Origin of the sequence: Sphingobium sp. WTD-1, from assembly GCF_030128825.1 — a bacterium.
GTDB lineage: Bacteria > Pseudomonadota > Alphaproteobacteria > Sphingomonadales > Sphingomonadaceae > Sphingobium.
Genome location: NZ_CP119127.1, coordinates 4,049,936 through 4,067,239 on the forward strand (window position 1 = coordinate 4,049,936; position 17,304 = coordinate 4,067,239).

Below are 17,304 nucleotides of genomic sequence, written 5' to 3' on the forward strand. Positions count from 1 at the left end.
GGGGGAGAAGCGATGAGCCTGCTGGACCAGAAGATTTGCGCCTGGGGCGGACCTTTTTGCGCCGCGACATTGGGCGTGGGGCTGTTGATGGCGGGGTTCGTGCCGCCGCCCGGCCCAGAACTGTCGGCGCAGCAGGTGGCGGCCGTCTATCGCGACAATGCGATGCTGATACGCCTCGGCATGATCCTGGGGCTTGCCTGCATTTCCGGGTTCATCGCGCTGGTCTGCGTCATCACCACCCAGATGCGGCACATGCATGTCGCCAGCCGCCTGCCCGCCGACCTGCAACTGGGCGCCGGCGCGATCGGCGTGCTGACCTTGATGTTTCCCAACATGGTCCTGGCCATCGCCGCCTTCCGCCCGGAGCGTGACCCGGCACTGACCCAGATGCTCAACGACATTGCCTGGCTGCTGGTGATCCCCGCCTTCCCGACCTTCCTCGCCCAGTTCGGGGCGATCGCCATCGGCACGCTGACCGACAAGCGCCCCGACCCGATATTCCCGCGCTGGGCCGGCTATCTCAACATCTGGCTCGGCCTGCTGCTGGTCCCCGGCGCCTTCGCCTATATCTTCCGCACCGGCCCCTTCGCCTGGAACGGCCTGCTATCCTTCTGGATCGCGGCATCGGCCTTTTTCGTCTGGCTGATCGTGATGACCCCGCTGACCCTGAGCGCGATCAACCGTACCGCGCGGGAGGGATAGGCGTCACGCCGTCTCCACCGCGTCGGCGAAGCTGACCCGGATCGGGTCGTTGCGCCGGTAATAGTCGAGTGCCTGCGCGATCCGGGGCGACACGGCCAATCGCGCGGGATCATAATAGGGCACCAGCAATCGCAGCATCCGCGGCAACATATAGGCAAGCTGCCGCCGAATAAGGCGCTTCTCCATCCTGACCGACGCGCGCCGCTCGGCCTGCGTCATGTCCGCGCGATGGACCGCCATCACGATCGCCGTGGCCCGTCCGAACAGCATGTTGATATGCCAGAAGGAATAGGCCAGCCCCGCCAGACGGACGACATAATTGCCCGACACCTGCCTGAACGCGGCATGGCAGGTCGCCCGATGCTCGAATTCTTCGGCGACATGCCATTGCAGCAAGTTGGCGCCATAGGCATCCCCCGCCTTGAACAGCGGGAAACAGCGTTCCAGCAGGAATTTCGCGCTGAAGGTCGCCGTCGTCTCGAACCCCGCGCAATAGGCGACGTTGAAGGCCAGCGATCGCCGGGCCTTCATCCGCTGCAGATCATCCACGGCCCGATCGATGACGGTCTTCAGGCCTTCATAGCCCGCGCCGAACATGCGCTTGTTGAACAGGCTGTGATAGCGCGCATGCGTCGCCTCCTGCCGGATGAACTGGTCGAGTTCGGCTGCCAGCGCCGGGTTGTCGGTACAATGGCCGTCGCGCACCATTGCCATCACATGGTTCAGATAATGTTCGACATAGGGAATGACCGCCGACGCGCCATTATAGATATGGGCAAATTCCGGTACCGTAGACCAGGCCAGATGCGGATCGTCTGTCGCGATATCGGGCTTGCGGGCGGTCAGCATCGATTGTCATCCTCTCGTCGGCCGGGCTTGGGCCTTTGCCTCATTCTAGCCCTGCGGACAGTCGCGAACGATTGACTTGATGATGCTGATCACGCCAAGATTGATGCAGATCGCGCCATGGGACGATCGGATATGAAGAGCCTCATCGCCACGCGCATCCGTCGCTATGCCAGTCTTTGCCGTCAGATCGGCATGCTTGTTCCCGATAGCGATCCACTCGAACGAAAGGCCGCACTGGCCATCGCAGCCGGTCGCGACCTGGCCATGGCCGATCTGGTCGGCCTGATCCTGCACATGGTCCGGATCGGCCCGCCCGACATCGGCTTGCGCCTTGGCCGGGCCGAGCGATTGAACGATCTGGGTATCGTCGGTCATGCCATCGCCGCAAGCGGCACGCTCAAGCAGGCGCTCGCCATCTGGCTCAGCCGGGTCGACGACGATGCGCCGCTCATGCGATTCCAGTCGCGCGTCCGGGGAAGCGTTTGGTCGATGACCGTCCAGCCAGCGGCCACCTTGCCGTTGGCCGTCCGCCGTTTCCTGGTGGAAGAATGGATCGCCGCCTTCTTCACTTTCCTTGCTGAAGCGACCGGCATCACCGATCCTGTCGCGCGGATAGAGCTGCGCTACGGGCCGCTGCCGGGCGCGAACCATGCCCCATGGCTTCCAGCAACGCCCCATTTTCACGCGATCGCCAATCGACTGACCCTTCCCGCCAGCCTGTTGCAAGCCGAATTGCGGTCGCGCGATACCGAAATGCTCGACCTGATCCTGGGCCATTTTCGCGATCGTGCCGCAGCATCGGCCAGCCTTTCCGACCGCCTGGCCCAATTGCTGTCCACGGGCGCATTGGAGCGCCAGACGATCGACTGTGCGGCAGCAGTGTTGGGCCTCAGCAACCGGACGCTGGTGCGTCGCCTGACACAGGAAGGGACCAGCTTCGGCCGGATTCTCGACGATCATCGCCGCGCCCTTGCGCTCATCCTCGCCCGCGAAGGGCAGATGGGCGCCAAGGACATCGCGCGCGCCGTCGGCTTCCGCAATCATCAAAGCCTGCGCCGCGCCTTTCTCCAATGGACCGGACAGCCGCTGGGCCGCTGGCGCGCGGATCAATGATCGGTGGCGCGACCGGTCAGCGCGCCACCCCATAGCAAAGTGCCAGAAGTGCCGCCCCCAGGCCCAGCATCCACAGTTCCAGCGGCGCGCGCAGCGACCAGGGCGCTTCAGCAACCTCCATGAACTGCAGGATCACAACCCGGATCTTGATCAGCGCAATGCCGATGATCACCGCGGTCCCTATCGCCGCCTGATCCAGCCACTGCATGCCGCTCTCGAACGACAGCAGCGTCAACCCTAGCAGGACCGCCCACCAGAATATCAGCCGACGATCACCGCTATCCATGGCTGTCGACCAGATAGAAGAGCGCGAACAGCATGATCCACAGCAGGTCGACAAGATGCCAGAACAGTGCGCCGCACTCGACGATCATCGTCCGTGCGGCCGATGGTGGACGCCGCGCCGCGACCGCCGCCATATAGATAAGGCCGGCCGATCCGATCAGCACATGGGTCAGGTGGATGCCGGTAAAGGCGAAATAATACATGTAGAAATCATTGGTCAGCGGTGTGATGCCGTGCGCGATCTTCTCGGCATATTCGATGGCCTTGAGCGCGATGAAAAGCGCCCCGCACATCAGCGCCGCACGGAACATCGCCACCCCACCCGGCCGGCCGGCCCGCACCCGCCGGACGCCCAGCGCCACGAACAGGCTGCTGGTCAACAGGATGATCGTGTTGGACAGGCCGATCGCGCCATTCAGCGTCGCATGGGATTGCGCGAACAGCGTGGGCTGCTGCCCGCGATAATAAGCGAACACCAGGAAGAAGAGCGAGAAGGCCAGCATATCGCCGCCAATCAGCACCCATATCCCCGGTTCGCCGGGAATGCGCCGGGCTTCAGCCATGGCTGGCGCGCGCCGCCTCCTGTTGCCCGATCGCCCGCAACAAGACGATCAGGGTCATCGTCATCCAGACGCCGAAGATGGTGAAGGGTATCCAGTAGGTCAGCAGCCCGTTCCAGGCGAACGGTCCCGTCCGCGGCAGAAAGGCAAAGGCACCGATCTCGAACATCAGCGCCGTCCAGACGACATAATAGCCATACCAGCGCGGAAAGGGATTGAGCGGATGGCCGCGCCGCGACAGCGCCAGATAGGCGATCGGCACCATGTTGAAGATGAAGAACTGGTCGGTCGTCACCAGGGTAAGATTGGCCAGTTCATGCATCAGCAGCGTGACCTCCGGCGGCCGTCCCGGACTGAAGGCGGCCACGCCCCAGAAGAGCGGCGGCAGCACCAGGAAGATCGTCATCATCATGCCGCCGCCAAATTGCAGGATCGACCAGATCGGAATGCCCTTTTCCAGCCGGATCGATTGCGCAACCAGCACGACATAGATCGGAATGGCAAAGGCGGCGCACCAGGAACAGATGACCGCCCCGATCCGGATCGGCAGGCTGTTCGCCTGATAGAAGGCCGCGACCTGCGCCGCCGTGTCCGTCGCCGGATTGAGCGGCAGCAGGCGGATCAACAGCCAGTAGGACAGGCCAAAGGCGATCATCATCAGCCAACCCCACCACAGCATGAAGCGCTGCGCCTTCGCGCTGATCGTCGGATAGCTGGTCATCATCCCCCCTCTCCGACTGTCAGCCGAAGGCCGCAGCGGAACCGGCATCATCCATGGCGGTGCCGATCCGAGTCAGGAATTCGATCGTGGTATCGCGCGGCTGCATGTCCGGCAGCCCTTCGGGCGGGCACAGCGTGACCAGCCACCAGCTGAGCGCGGTCCATAGCTGCTGGCGACAATGGAGCCAGGCCTCGTCCAGCGAGACCCGCGGCCCACCATGGCTTGCCAGTTCGTCGAGATAATAGGCGACCAGTTCGCGGTCCCATTTGCGCCGATCCGCGATCGGCAGCGCGGTCGCGATGGTGTAGATCAGGTCGCGCGACCAATGCCCGCTATTGGAACATTGCCAGTCGCTCAGCCCCATCTCGCCATTGCCGGCGACATACCAGTTCTTCAGATGCACGTCGCCATGGGTGATGGTCCGCGGCAACGTCCCGTGGCGCGCTACCGACTGCAGCATGCAATCCCACATGCCGTCTTCGCCCATCCCATAGACCGATGCCGGCAGGATATCGCGCGCTTCGTGAAAAGCCTTGCGGATGCCCGATTCCAGACCGAAATCGCAGGACCGGTGATAAAATTCCTCCCAGGTCGGCATCTGCGACAGATTGGTCTTCACTTCTGCGTTCGCATAGCCGGACGCATGCAGGCGCGCCAGCAGGCGCATCTGGCTGCGGGCGCGCTCCAGGCTCATCGGGGTCTTGTCGTCGCAGAAGGATTCCACGCTATCGGTGATGTCGCCCAGGATAATGAGCGAATTGCACGACACCTCATTCCAGGCCGCGAAATAGGAGGTCGGCACCTCCATCTCGATATGGGGCCGGAAGAGGTTGTAGAAATTCACCTCGCCCTTGGCGCCGCCGGATACGCCCAGCACCATTCGGTTGGCCAGGTCATGGGACGCCTTGCAGAATAATTGCTCCGGCAGGCCGGCAGCCTGCCCCGCCGCATTATACACCACACTGATCCGCCGCCGGTTGGACGAGCCATTGTCGGGCGGCCCCAGATTGACGGACTGCACGCGGGCGCCCGGCACATCGCGACACAGCGCCTCCGTCATCCAATCTTCCGTCAGCTCCTCATAGCTGCGCGGCAGATCGACAACAGCGGTGACCTTCTTGAAACCACGCGCCTGATCGGCGGCATAGGCGGTCTGAATGCGTTCCAGCACCTCGGACATCGGCTCTCCTTGCGATTGACGGCTTCTGAAAGGCCGTATGCCGACGCACCATAGAACGTCAGAATATCATTCGCAAGCAAACCTTTTTATTTGATGCACGATCATCGGCCGATCAGGCCCCGCGGTCGCGCCGAAACAGCAGCGTCCCGATGAAGAACATGGTCCTTAGGTCGAGCAACCGGAAAGCCTTGCGTGCCTCGCCCGGTGTCAGCACCGCCCGCACCGGCAGCGCCCCCATGATCTCGCCATGAATGACCAGCTCGCTGCCCGCGCGCTCGATCCGCTCCACGGTCATCAGATTCTCACGGTCTTTTGTCAGAAGTTGCATGCTCGCCTTTCCTCTCGATCCGTTCCCGAAACAGTCTCACCAGTTGACGAATCCGGCCTGGTAGGGGATGCCGAAATCCTTGTAGATTTTCATCGCGCACGCCCGCCCGCCCAGCGTCGCCAGCCCGCCGGGATGGGTGGTGCATCCGGTCAGGAACAGCCCGTCGATGCCCGGAATGCGATATTGGGCCAGTTCCGGCGTCGGCCGAGCACCCATCAACTGGTTCGCAGTCATGGCGATGCCCATGATATCGCCGCGCTTCATGATCCGGCTGTGCGCGGCATGATCGGGCGGGCACTCCACCAGGCGGCCCAATATCTTCGACCGGTCGATATTCCTGGTGAAGCGGCAAAACCAGTCGAACAGCGCGTCCGCCGCCTTCTGCTTGTCCACCGCCCAGCCATCGCGCGTCTCGAACGGGGCAAAGCAATAGAGATAGAGGGCGGTCATGCCGTCGGGCGCACGCGAGGAATCGAAATTCGACTGCGGACCGCCCAGTGGCTGCAGCGTGTCATAGGGAAATTCGCCACGCCGATAGGCCTCGAAGGGCTTGAGGAAATTGTCCCAGTCCGGCGCCATACATTCGACCAGGATAGCCTCGTCATAGGCCGGTCCACCGATCCATTCGATCCGTTCGGACAGGGCGATCTGCTGATTGATCGCGCCATATTCGCTGAGTTCGACCTTCGCCGCCCGATCGGCGATGCCCTTGTCCACGCCCGGCACCATCTGACCGATATCCCAGGGATGGATGTTAGCCACCACAGCCCGCCGCGCGCCGATCTCCTCGCCATCATCGGTGACGACGCCGCTAATCTTCCCGCTCGCCCCCACAAGTTTCTCGACCGTCACCCCGGTGCGCAATTCGCCGCCATGATGGCGCAGGCAGGCGATCAGCGCATTGGTCACGCTCTTCGCGCCGCCAACCACGGTCGCCATACGATATTTATGGCCCAGTCCCAGGATCAGATACATGGTCAGCCCGGTGCCGGGATAATCCGGCGCGCTCATCACCTCCGATGCCCATTTGGCGAGATGGACCTTCACATGCGGGCTTTCGAAGCGCGCATTGAGGAAGTCGATCACATTGCCTTCCAGTTCGGCCCGGATCTTGCGACCCTTCGCGCTGGCATCGAGCAGCTTGATGAACCCGTCATGCGGCATCGGCGGCATGAAGAAGCCGCGCGACAGCAGCGGCATGATCTCATTGGCCTCTTCGACCAACTGGGCATAGGCGCGCGCATCCCGTTCCGAAAAGCGCGCAATTTCCTTCACCGCCCGGTCGAAATCGGTGTAGCTGATCAGCCCCTCCCCATCGGGATAGAGCGATGCGAAAGGCGCCGGCGCATAAGCGAATTCCAGGCCGAACCGGCTTTCCAGCTCCAGTTCGTCATCCTTGATCGCCGGATTGGCGAGCAGCACCAGATAGCCCATTGCGTGGGAATCATGGGTGAAGCGCGGATCGGTATGCACCGACACGACTCCGCCGCCGCATTGCTCCTCCCGCTCCAGCACCAGCACGGACAGGCCAGCCTTGGCCAGATAGCAGGCCGTGGTCAGCGAATTGCTGCCGGCCCCCACCACCACGATATCATGCATCCCCTGTCCTCGTTTTTTTAAGCCGTGAAGTTTTACTGGGCGTCACCGGCTGCCCACCCAATCCGACGTCAACACCGAATCGATATCAGGCGACATTATTCATCATCTGCTGAATAAACAAGTGGTGTGCTAGGTTACGACTAGACCTGCCAGAATCCTGCTATGCCCCGAGGGCTCGCACGGCTGGGTTAATGGCCAACCATGTGCGCATTGATATAATACGCATTATATCTATTTATCAGAGCATCTTTTTGGGGTAGCTTCGTCACACAAGGATAATAGACGGCACCGAAAGAGAGGAAAATCACATGTCCCGCATTGATTTTTTGGGCGATCGCCTTTGCCTCGTGGGGACATTGCTCATCCTCGGCTATTTCATATTCAACCTATTGTTTTAATGTATTTTTGCTAAAAATCCTCGCGCAGTTTCATTGCGTGAACGGGCAGAACGGTTCGCTTAGCCAAAACCGTGGCTCTTCCATCCGTGCCTCTTGTAGGTCGCCAATGCGCAGCCCGCTCTCCCCGCGATCGCACCGCTCGAAAAAGCTGCAACGCTTACGGCTCACCCGTAACGTCGTCGATCTAGGGATGGGCGATCCGAAGGCACAGGTGATACCAAAGGCTACTGGCGCAAATGCCGTCCGCCGTTTCTGCCGGCAGAGCTTAAGGTGACGATCTCGTCGGCTTTCGTGGACTAAGCGCGAAAGTATCCCGGAAACTAAGCGCGCGACTGCCAGGCGTCGATCACTGGCAGTTCGGTCAGCAGTCAACTTTCTTCGCTTGGCCGCTGGCGTTAGCGTGCGCTCAACCTCTGCCCGGATCCGAGCGGGAAATCCAGTTGTCTGCGTAAGCTAGCCCAACCTTACGCTCCAGGCTTCCATATCCAAACATGGGCGTTCCGATCAGGTAACATAGTTTTTGAGCAATTCAGTGGGGGCAGATCGGGAGATAGGAGAGCAGAAAACTTCACGTTGCCCATCAAGGTTATCGAACCTGTGTCCAATTTTGTGCCAAGCACTATTGTTGGACCATGGAAATTGTTGTGGCGCATTGGATAGCAGCTCGAAGATGGGTGCAGCCAAGCGCTTGATTTTACTAAACAATACGCCACATCTTTCACTCTTTTAATCAGTAGGTCGCTGGTTCGAACCCAGCTGGACTCACCACCCCAGACATCGCGATAGAAACCGATCCCGGCGCATCCTTGCCGATCGAGCGCGCGCATCCACGCCATTTCTGCGCACGGCGCACAACTGTCGTGCCGACAAACGACAGGACAGGACGCGCCCGGATGATATCGAGCGGGCGACGCGCCCGCTGCCAATATCCGGGGCGCACACCGCGGTTTTCGAAAGGCGGGCGCGTCACCCTTCTCATGACTCGACCATCCCTCATCGCGCTCACCCGCAAAAGAAAACGCGGCCCCGGAACATGCCCGGAACCGCGTCTTTGCCTTTTCCCAAAGGGGGATGGGATCAGAACTTGCCCTGGATACCGACGAAGAAGCGACGGCCAGGATAATAGAGATCCACCGGCATATCCTTGTTGATATAGATCTTGGAATATTCCTTGTTGAGGTTCTGCCCCTCCAGGAAGACGCTGAAATGATATTCCGGGAAGCGCAGCGTGATCTTGCCGTCCAGATAGCCTTCACCCTTGCGATAAAGCGGGTTGTTGCCATTGGTAGCGCTGATCACCGTATCCAGCCACTTGGAACGATAATTGTAGCTCACCCGGAAGTTCAGCCAGTCCTTGTCGTAGAAGAAGCTGGCATTGTAGGTATATTTGGACAGGCCCGGATATTCCTTCAGCTCCGCTCCGGTCGCGCTGTTGGTCAGGTTGGTGCGGATGGCGCGGGCATAGGTGAAGTTGCCGCTGGCACCGAAGCCGTCGAACGGCTTGGGCAGGAAGGTGAAGGCGGTCTGGGCGCTCGCCTCGATACCGTCGAGCAGCGCGCCATAGCCGTTGACCGGCTGACGCACCGTATAGCTGGTGCCGTCATGGAACAGGTCGACACCGCTGCGCGTCACGTTGGGAATGACGAAGCTCGACTCATATTTCTTGTAATAGCCAAGGCTCAGCATCGTGTCGGCATTGGGATACCAGGCCAGGTTGGCTTCCCACTGGTCGGCGCGATAGGGCTTCAGGTCCGGGTTGCCGGCGGTGCAGACATCATCGGTTCCGATGAGGGTCTGGTCATCCAGACAGTTGATGTTCGGCACCAGATCGGCCGGCTTGGGACGAGCCAGATTTTTGGCCCAGTTGGCGCGCAGGAACAGGTCGCGGGTCAGTTCCAGGTTCGCGTTGAACGCCGGCAGGAAATCCGTGTAGCTGTTGGAAATCAGGGCTTCCTGCGCCGCAATCGTCACCGTTTCGGTGCCGCCGGTCGCATTGATCCGGGTCACGCGGCTGATGTTGGTGCCAACGCCGGTATCCTTGGTGTGGGTCCAGCGCAGGCCGGCATTGCCGGTCAGACGCATGCCAAAAATCTCGGTATCGACATCGGCCATGACATAGCCGGCATAAATTTTCTCGTCGATGCGCGCGCTCGGAATCTGCGGCAGGCCATTGGCCTCCAGCACCAGATCCTGGTCGAAGCCCGACAGATCATAGAATTTCGACAGCACGCTGGCATCGAAATTCGGGAAGGCGATCGCGCTCGGGATGCCCGAAGGCGCGCCCTTCAGGCCAGAAAAGAGCGGTGCGCCGCCGGTCACGCCACCCAGCGCGCTCACCATCGCCTGATATTGGGCGGGGGTCATGTACCAGGTATTGCCGTTACGGGTCTGCGTCGGGTTCTCGACGATGTTGGTCGTGTAGGACACGTTGGCGCTCGACTGATAGGTCATCGAGGTCGGATCGAGCAGGCGCGAGCCGCCGCCCGCATAGTTGAGGAACTTCTGCCGGCGCCACTGTCCACCGAACTCGATCTTGCTGACGATCGGGTGATCGATTTCCCAATCCGCATCGAACTTCAGCTGGTCTTCGGTATTGTTCAGCTGGCCCGGACGATATTGCAGCGCCGGCCCATACACGGGCAGCGGCTGGCCATTGGCGCCGACGCGCGAATAGTCGGTATAGACGTTGGGATCAGCCGGATCGAAGCTCGACGGGAAGGTGAAGACCGGCACCCCCTGGTCGTTGCTGCGGTCGATGCTGATGCCAGCGACGCTGGTGCCAATCGAGATCAGGTTGGTTTCCTGTTCGGTATGGGCGGTCGCATGCGACCCCATCGCGTCGATCTTCAGCCGGCTGCCTACATCCCAGGTGAAGCCACCCGAGAAATATTTGCTGTTCTGGTCATAGCTGAAGTCGCGGCGCTGGACGCCGACGATATTGGCCGCACCATTCCAGTTGGGATTGGCGGCGGTGCCGACATTCACCGCATTGACCGCCGTGGTCAGGCTGGTGACGACATGATTTTCATTCACCGTCGACGTGCCCAGCTGCACGCGCGGGCGCGACGTACTGCCGTTGGTGCCAGCGGCCAGAGCGGGATCGAGATTGAAGCGCTCGATACGGCCAAGGTCGATCGAATAATTGGTGTCCTGCAGACGCTGGTTGCGCAGGTTGATCTGCGCATTGGCATAGGCACGGAAATTGGGAGCGACCTGATATTGCAGCGTCACATCGCCCGAAATGCGCTTGTCGTTACGCACCCACTGGCGATAGCGCGGCACGGTCGGCGCCCAGTCGAAGAACTGGGTTTCGCAGGCCAATCGGCGCGCGGTCGCGTTGGCCGTCGAGGTGCCACCAACGCCAGCGCAGCTCTCATAGGTGTTATAATTGGCATAGAGCGGATCGGCGACCGTCTTTTCGGTCGAATGATCGAAATCGGCCAGACGCGACCAGTTGGTGTTGCTGATATAATCCTGGCGCGTATCGACGTCGCTATAGGTCGCGTTGACCAGGATACCCAGGCCATCGATCAGGAATTTGGGCGCGCCGGCAAAGAAGGTCAGGCGCGGCTTCCAGGTTTCGGTCAGTTCCTGATTCTGGCCCGCCGCCGTCAGCGAAAAGAGCGGATCCTTCAGTTCCAGCGGCTTGCGCGTTTCGACGCGCACGGTGCCGCCGATACCGCCTTCGGTCAGGTCGACGGCATAGCCCTTGTAGACGTCGATCGACTTGACCAGTTCGGCCGCGATTTCGCGGAAGTCGCCGGCGCGGGTGCCGGTGGCGCTGACCTGGCTGACGCCATTGATCTCGACGCGGTTGAGGTCGGGCTCGACACCGCGGATCGAAATCTGCGTGCCTTCGCCAAAATCGCGGCTCAACTGGACGCCGGTGATGCGGGCGAGCGAGTCACCGATATTCTTGTCGGGGAAGCTGGCGATATCGTCGGCGACGATCGAGTCGACGACGGTGTTGGCGATCTTCTTGCGGTTGATCGCCGACTGGAGCGAGGCGCGGGTGCCGACGACGACGATATCGGCGGCCGAAGCGGCGCCCTGCTTCTTTTCGCCTTCGTCATTTGTCTGAGCAATAGCCGAAGCCGATACCAGCATGACGCCGGCCATGGCGAGGGCGGAAGCGCCTTTCAGCGTCCGGCGAACCATCGCGATGTTGGAAAAATATTGCACGCTTTCAGTGGTATGCTCGCGCATAGCCTATCCCCTCTCTCCCAGAACACCCCATGACCGACTCCGTTTCCCCACGGTCGTCGAATCAGTTTCTAGACGGAGAGTTACTGAACCTATATGTGGGATGCAATTCTAATATTTGGATCATAAGTGATCCTGAGGGGAGATTGATGCAAATGCGCACCACTATTCGGGCCTTTACCCTGACGCTCGGGCTGGCGACTTCGACCATGGCACTGGCAACTGGCCCTACTGCCCGGATAGCGGCCGAACGACTTGATCGCGGCGCGGTAGCGCTACCAGCACAGGATGGCGGCATGCTCATTACATGGCGTCTACTGGCCGATGATCCCGCCACCATCCGTTTCCGCCTGCTGCGCGACGGCAAGCCGATCCACGACAGCCGCGTCGGCGAAGCCACCGCCTTCGTCGACAAGAAGGGCAGCCCGACCAGCCGCTATGCGGTGCAGCGGATCGGCGACAAGAGCGCTCCCTCCCCCGCCATGATGTGGGACAAATCCTATCTCTCCATCCCCCTCACGCCGCCCGCTAACGGCGTCACCCCCGCCGGCGAGTCGTTCAGCTACACTGCCAATGATGCGAGCGCGGCCGATCTGGACGGCGACGGCCGTTACGAGATCATCCTGAAATGGGATCCGACCAACAGCCATGACAATAGCCAGGGCGGCTATAGCGGGCCGGTCCTGCTCGACGCCTATCGGCTCGACGGCACGCGCCTGTGGCGCATCGACCTGGGCCGCAACATCCGCGCCGGCGCCCATTATACCCAATTCCTCGCCTTCGACTTCGACGGCGACGGCCGCGCCGAAGTGGCGATGAAGACCGCCGACGGCACGGTCGACGGCACCGGCACGGTGATCGGCGACGCCAGGGCCGACTGGCGCGGCCATGATGGCGAAGTGCCCCAGCGCGACCGCACCGGCGCAAAAGTCCTGCCCGATGGCACCAAGGTCGCGCCGATGCAGGGCCGCATCGTCAAGGGGCCGGAATATCTGACCGTCTTCGATGGCCTCACCGGCAAGGCGCTGGCCACCGCCCCCTATGATCCGCCGCGCTATCCCGGCGGCAATCCCACGACCGAGCAACTGACCGAAAGCTGGGGCGATGGCTATGCGAACCGATCCGACCGGTTCCTGGCCGGAGTCGCCTATCTCGACGGCCGTCTGCCCTCGATGGTCTTTGGCCGCGGCTATTATGCCCGCACCGCGATCGCCGCCTGGGACTGGCGCGACGGCAAGCTGACCCAGCGCTGGCTGTTCGACAGCAGCCAGCCGGGCAAGGCCGACTATGCCGGACGCGGCAATCACCAGCTTTCGGTCGCCGATGTCGATGGCGACGGCCGCGACGAGGTGATCTACGGCTCGATGGCGGTCGATGACGATGGCAAGGGGTTGTGGACCCAGCCGCTCTTCCATGGCGACACCATGCATGTCAGCGACCTCGACCCCGCCCGCCCCGGCCTCGAAAAATTCGGCGTGTTCGAAGATGTGAAGAGCAATGGCCAGCTCGGCTCCGCCCTGCTCGACGCCCGCACCGGCCAGATGCTCTGGTCCACCCCGGCACAGCAGGACACCGGCCGTGGCGTCGCCGCCGATATCGATCCGCGCTACTGGGGCGCCGAGTTCTGGAATTCCAGTTCGGCCGAACTGTTCGACGTCGCCGGCAAGCCGATCGGCCCGCGCCCGCGCCAGATGAACTTCGCCATCTGGTGGGACGGCGACCTGTTGCGCGAACTGCTCGACAAGACCACCATTTCCAAGTGGGACTGGGAAAATGGCAAGGAAATCCCCCTGCTCTCGCCCGAAGGCCTGTCGTCCAACAATGGCACCAAGGCGACACCCGCGCTGCAGGCGGACCTGATCGGCGACTGGCGCGAGGAAGTGGTGTGGCGCAGCGCCGACAATCGCGAACTGCGCATCTACACCACCCCCTATCCGACCACGCACCGCTTCGTCACGCTGATGCAGGATCCGGTCTACCGCCTCGGCGTCGCCTGGCAGAACACCGCCTATAACCAGCCGCCGCACACCAGCTTCTATCTGGGCGCCGGCAAGCAGGGCGAACGCTGACCCTCGATCGGGCGGGCGGCGCCACACACGCCGCCCACCTGACTGACCAATATATGGATCACATATCCATTTTTAGGGATATCTATTGACCCTTTGTCCGGCATCGCCCAAAGTGGCCTGACCAATATCGGAGAGGGCAAGGGCATGAAGCGGAAATCGGCTGTCGGCGCACGGGTGCGTCAGTTGCGGGGTAGCCTGGCCCTGCTGGCGCTGGCGCCGCTTCTGCCCGCTCTCCCCGCCGCCGCCCATGACGCATCCACCGTCACCGCCTCGCCACGCCAGACCTATAATCTCAATCCCGGCTGGCTGATGACCACCGGTGACCAAACCGGTGCGCAGCAACCCGGCTTTGACGAAAAGGGCTGGCAGAGCGTCACCCTGCCCAACGCCTTCAACGAGACGCAGGCCTTCGCCCGCGACATCAAGGCGCTGTCCACCGGCATCATCTGGTATCGCAAGCATATCAGCCTCCCCGCCGATGCGACACGCGGCAAGGCCTTCCTCGAATTTGAAGGTGTGCGCCAGGCCGCCGAAATCTGGGTCAATGGCCGCTCGGTCGCCCTGTCCGAACATGGCGTCATGGCCTTTGGCGCCGACATCAGTGCTGCGCTCCGTCCCGGCGACAATGTCATCGCCGTGCGCATCGACAATGACTGGAAATACAAGGAACGCGCCACCGGCAGCGGCTTCCAGTGGAACAATGACAATTTCAACGTCAATTATGGCGGCATTACCAAGAATGTCCGGCTCCACCTGACGGGCCAAGTCTATCAGACGCTGCCGCTCTATTCGACGCTGGGCACCACCGGCCAATATGTCTGGGCCGACGGCTTCGACATCGCCGGCCGCCGTGCGACCATCCATGCCGAAAGCCAGGTCCGCAACGACAGCGCCGCCGCCCGCGCCTTGTCGCTCCGCGTCGAAGTGCGCGATCCCGCCGGCCGCCGCATCGCCCGCTTCGATAGCGCCGCCGCCTCGATCGCGCCCGGCCAGACCGCCACCCTCGCCGCCGCCGCGCCGGTCGCCGACCTCCATTATTGGAGCTGGGGCTATGGCTATCTCTACACCGTCACGACCAGCCTGATCGACAAGGGCAAGGTCATCGACAGCGTCGATACGAAGACCGGCTTCCGCCAGACCCGCTTCGGCGATGGCAAGGTCGACCTCAACGGCCGCACCATCATGGTCCATGGCTATGCCCAGCGCACCTCCAACGAATGGCCCGCCGTCGGCACCTCCATCCCGCCCTGGATCAGCGATTTTTCCAACGCGCTGATGGTGGAGAGCGGCGGCAATCTGGTCCGCTGGATGCACGTCACCCCGTCCAAGCAGGACATCGAGTCCGCCGACCGCGTCGGCCTGATGCAGGCGATGCCGGCGGGCGATGCCGAAAGCGACGTGACCGGGCGTCGCTGGGACCAGCGCAAGGAAGTGATGCGCGACGCGATCATCTATAATCGCAACAATCCCTCGATCCTCTTCTACGAAAGCGGGAACGAGAATATCAGCGAAGCGCATATGGCGGAGATGAAGGCGATCCGCGACCTCTACGATCCCCATGGCGGCCGCGCCATCGGATCGCGCGAGATGCTGGACAGCAAGGTCGCCGAATATGGCGGTGAGATGCTCTATACCAACAAGAGCGCGAAGCATCCGATGTGGGCGATGGAATATAGCCGCGACGAAGCCGCCCGCGCCTATCAGGACAATTTCACGCCGCCCTTCCACAAGGATGCGCCCGACTATAATCGCAATCAGGACAGCCATGCCATCGAGGATGTGAAGCGCTGGAACGACTATTATGTCATGCGGCCGGGCACCGGCACTCGCGTCAGCTCGGGCGGCGTCAACATCATCTGGTCGGACAGCAACACCCATTATCGCGGCGACAATAATTACCGCCGCTCGGGCGAGGTCGACGCCGTGCGCATCCCCAAGCAGGGCTTTTTCGCGCATCAGGTGATGTGGAACGACTGGGTCGACAGCGTCACCCCCGCCACCCACATCATCGGCCACTGGAACTATGCCCCCGGCACGGTCAAGGACATGAGCGTCGTGTCCAATGGGGATAGCGTCGAGTTGTTCCTCAACGGCCGTTCGCTCGGCAAGGGCCAGCGCAGCGACAGCTTCCTCTTCAGCTGGAAAAATATCGCCTTCGCGCCCGGCACGCTGCGCGCCGTCGCCACCCACGCCGATGGCAGGACGTCGGAATATAGCCTCTCCACCACCGGCCCGGCGGTCGCGCTGAAACTCACCCCCCATGTCTCGCCGCGCGGCTTCGTCATGGACGGCGCCGACATCGCGCTGGTCGATGTCGAGGCGGTCGATGCCCAGGGCCGCCGCGTGCCGGTCGACGCCAGCAAGGTCCATTTCGATCTCAAGGGGCCGGCGCTCTGGCGCGGCGGCATCGCCCAGGGCGACAGCCAGGGCAAGGTCCGCACCGGCCAGACCGAAGGCGAAGCGGTGGTGACCAAGGCGCATGGCGCGGACGGCACCACCTCCTATGCCGGCACCGCGCGCGAGGAGGATAATTATATCCTCTCGCCCGACCTGCCGCTGGAGGGCGGGGTCAACCGCGTCCTGATCCGCGCGGGGACGAAGGCGGGCACGGTGTCGCTCACCGCGACCGCGCCAGGCCTGAAATCCGCCAGCCTGTCGATCGCGACCAAGCTGCCCACCGCCACCAGGGGCGGTCTATCGACCGACTTCGCCGATACCTTCCAGCACGGCAGCCTGGTACGCGGCCCGACACCCGCCACCCCCAGCTTCACCCCGCACCGCACCACATTCCTCGCGCAGGACATCCGCGCCGGGTCAGGACAGGCCGATGCCGGTGCCACCGTCGACGACAATGAACTCACCCGCTGGGCGAGCGACGGCAAGCCGGACAATGGCTGGATCGAATATCGTTTCGCCACGCCGGTGCGGCTCAGCGAAATCGACCTGAAGCTGGTCGGCTGGCGCTCGCGATCCTATCCGCTCGAACTGACGATCGACGGCAAGAGCGTCTGGCGCGGCGAGACCGAACGACAGCTCGGCTACACCACGTTGCGCTTCCCCGCCACGACCGGCCAGACGCTGCGCATCCGCCAGACCGGCGCGGTGCAGGACAAGGACGCCTTCGGCAAGGTGGTGGAACTGGCCAGCGCCCGCCAGGCCGGCGACACCGGCGCCGACGCCGTCCCGCCCGGCTGGCACCTGGGCATTGTCGAAGCCGAATTCCACGGCCCGGTGGATTGACGCCCCCAGCCCGCACGCTCCCACGTCCGTTCATGTCGAGCGTGTCGAGAAGCGACC

General features: G+C 62.4%; 12 protein-coding genes. 4 read left to right on the forward strand and 8 right to left on the reverse strand.

Going from position 1 to position 17,304, the window contains the following annotated elements:
- Positions 1-12: 12 nt before the first annotated feature.
- Entirely contained in the window at positions 13-702 is a 690-nt protein-coding gene (locus tag N6H05_RS20145) for a hypothetical protein (protein WP_284111384.1), read from the forward strand.
- A 3-nt stretch (positions 703-705) separates the two neighbouring features.
- Here N6H05_RS20145 and N6H05_RS20150 read toward each other — a convergent pair whose 3' ends face one another.
- Complete coding sequence (locus N6H05_RS20150) at positions 706-1,551, reverse strand: metal-dependent hydrolase (protein ID WP_284111386.1); 846 nt, start codon at positions 1,549-1,551, stop codon at positions 706-708.
- A gap of 132 nt (positions 1,552-1,683) precedes the next feature.
- Here N6H05_RS20150 and N6H05_RS20155 point away from each other — a divergent pair, with 132 nt between their 5' ends.
- Positions 1,684-2,664, forward strand: a complete 981-nt coding sequence (locus tag N6H05_RS20155; protein WP_284111387.1) for an AraC family transcriptional regulator ligand-binding domain-containing protein — start codon at positions 1,684-1,686, stop codon at positions 2,662-2,664.
- A 16-nt stretch (positions 2,665-2,680) separates the two neighbouring features.
- Here N6H05_RS20155 and N6H05_RS20160 read toward each other — a convergent pair whose 3' ends face one another.
- The 7 genes from N6H05_RS20160 to N6H05_RS20190 form a co-directional block, all read right to left on the reverse strand.
- Positions 2,681-2,899 carry a cytochrome C oxidase subunit IV family protein gene (locus N6H05_RS20160; protein WP_284111388.1) on the reverse strand — a complete coding sequence of 73 codons (219 nt, stop codon included), beginning with the start codon at positions 2,897-2,899 and terminating at the stop codon, positions 2,681-2,683.
- A 43-nt stretch (positions 2,900-2,942) separates the two neighbouring features.
- Complete coding sequence (locus N6H05_RS20165) at positions 2,943-3,512, reverse strand: cytochrome c oxidase subunit 3 (RefSeq protein WP_284111390.1); 570 nt, start codon at positions 3,510-3,512, stop codon at positions 2,943-2,945.
- Complete coding sequence (locus N6H05_RS20170) at positions 3,505-4,233, reverse strand: hypothetical protein (RefSeq protein WP_284111391.1); 729 nt, start codon at positions 4,231-4,233, stop codon at positions 3,505-3,507. The genes N6H05_RS20165 and N6H05_RS20170 overlap by 8 nt, the downstream gene beginning before the upstream one ends.
- 16 nt (positions 4,234-4,249) lie before the next feature.
- Positions 4,250-5,410, reverse strand: coding sequence for a phosphotransferase (locus tag N6H05_RS20175; protein ID WP_284111392.1), 1,161 nt, complete (start codon positions 5,408-5,410; stop codon positions 4,250-4,252).
- A gap of 112 nt (positions 5,411-5,522) precedes the next feature.
- Entirely contained in the window at positions 5,523-5,738 is a 216-nt protein-coding gene (locus N6H05_RS20180) for a hypothetical protein (RefSeq protein WP_284111393.1), read from the reverse strand.
- Positions 5,739-5,774: 36 nt separating this feature from the next.
- The gene (locus tag N6H05_RS20185; protein ID WP_284111394.1) at positions 5,775-7,337 is read right to left on the reverse strand and encodes a phytoene desaturase family protein; all 1,563 of its coding nucleotides are present in this window, start codon (positions 7,335-7,337) and stop codon (positions 5,775-5,777) included.
- Positions 7,338-8,812: 1,475 nt separating this feature from the next.
- Positions 8,813-11,941 carry a TonB-dependent receptor gene (locus N6H05_RS20190; protein WP_284111395.1) on the reverse strand — a complete coding sequence of 1,043 codons (3,129 nt, stop codon included), beginning with the start codon at positions 11,939-11,941 and terminating at the stop codon, positions 8,813-8,815.
- A 152-nt stretch (positions 11,942-12,093) separates the two neighbouring features.
- On the opposite strand from N6H05_RS20190, the gene N6H05_RS20195 reads away from it, so the two are divergent.
- Positions 12,094-14,007: a rhamnogalacturonan lyase gene (locus N6H05_RS20195; RefSeq protein WP_502958945.1), complete on the forward strand. Its 1,914-nt coding sequence runs from the start codon at positions 12,094-12,096 to the stop codon at positions 14,005-14,007.
- 144 nt (positions 14,008-14,151) lie between these two features.
- On the forward strand, positions 14,152-17,247 hold the full coding sequence (locus N6H05_RS20200; protein ID WP_284111396.1) for a DUF4982 domain-containing protein: 3,096 nt from the start codon (positions 14,152-14,154) through the stop codon (positions 17,245-17,247).
- Positions 17,248-17,304: the final 57 nt, after the last annotated feature.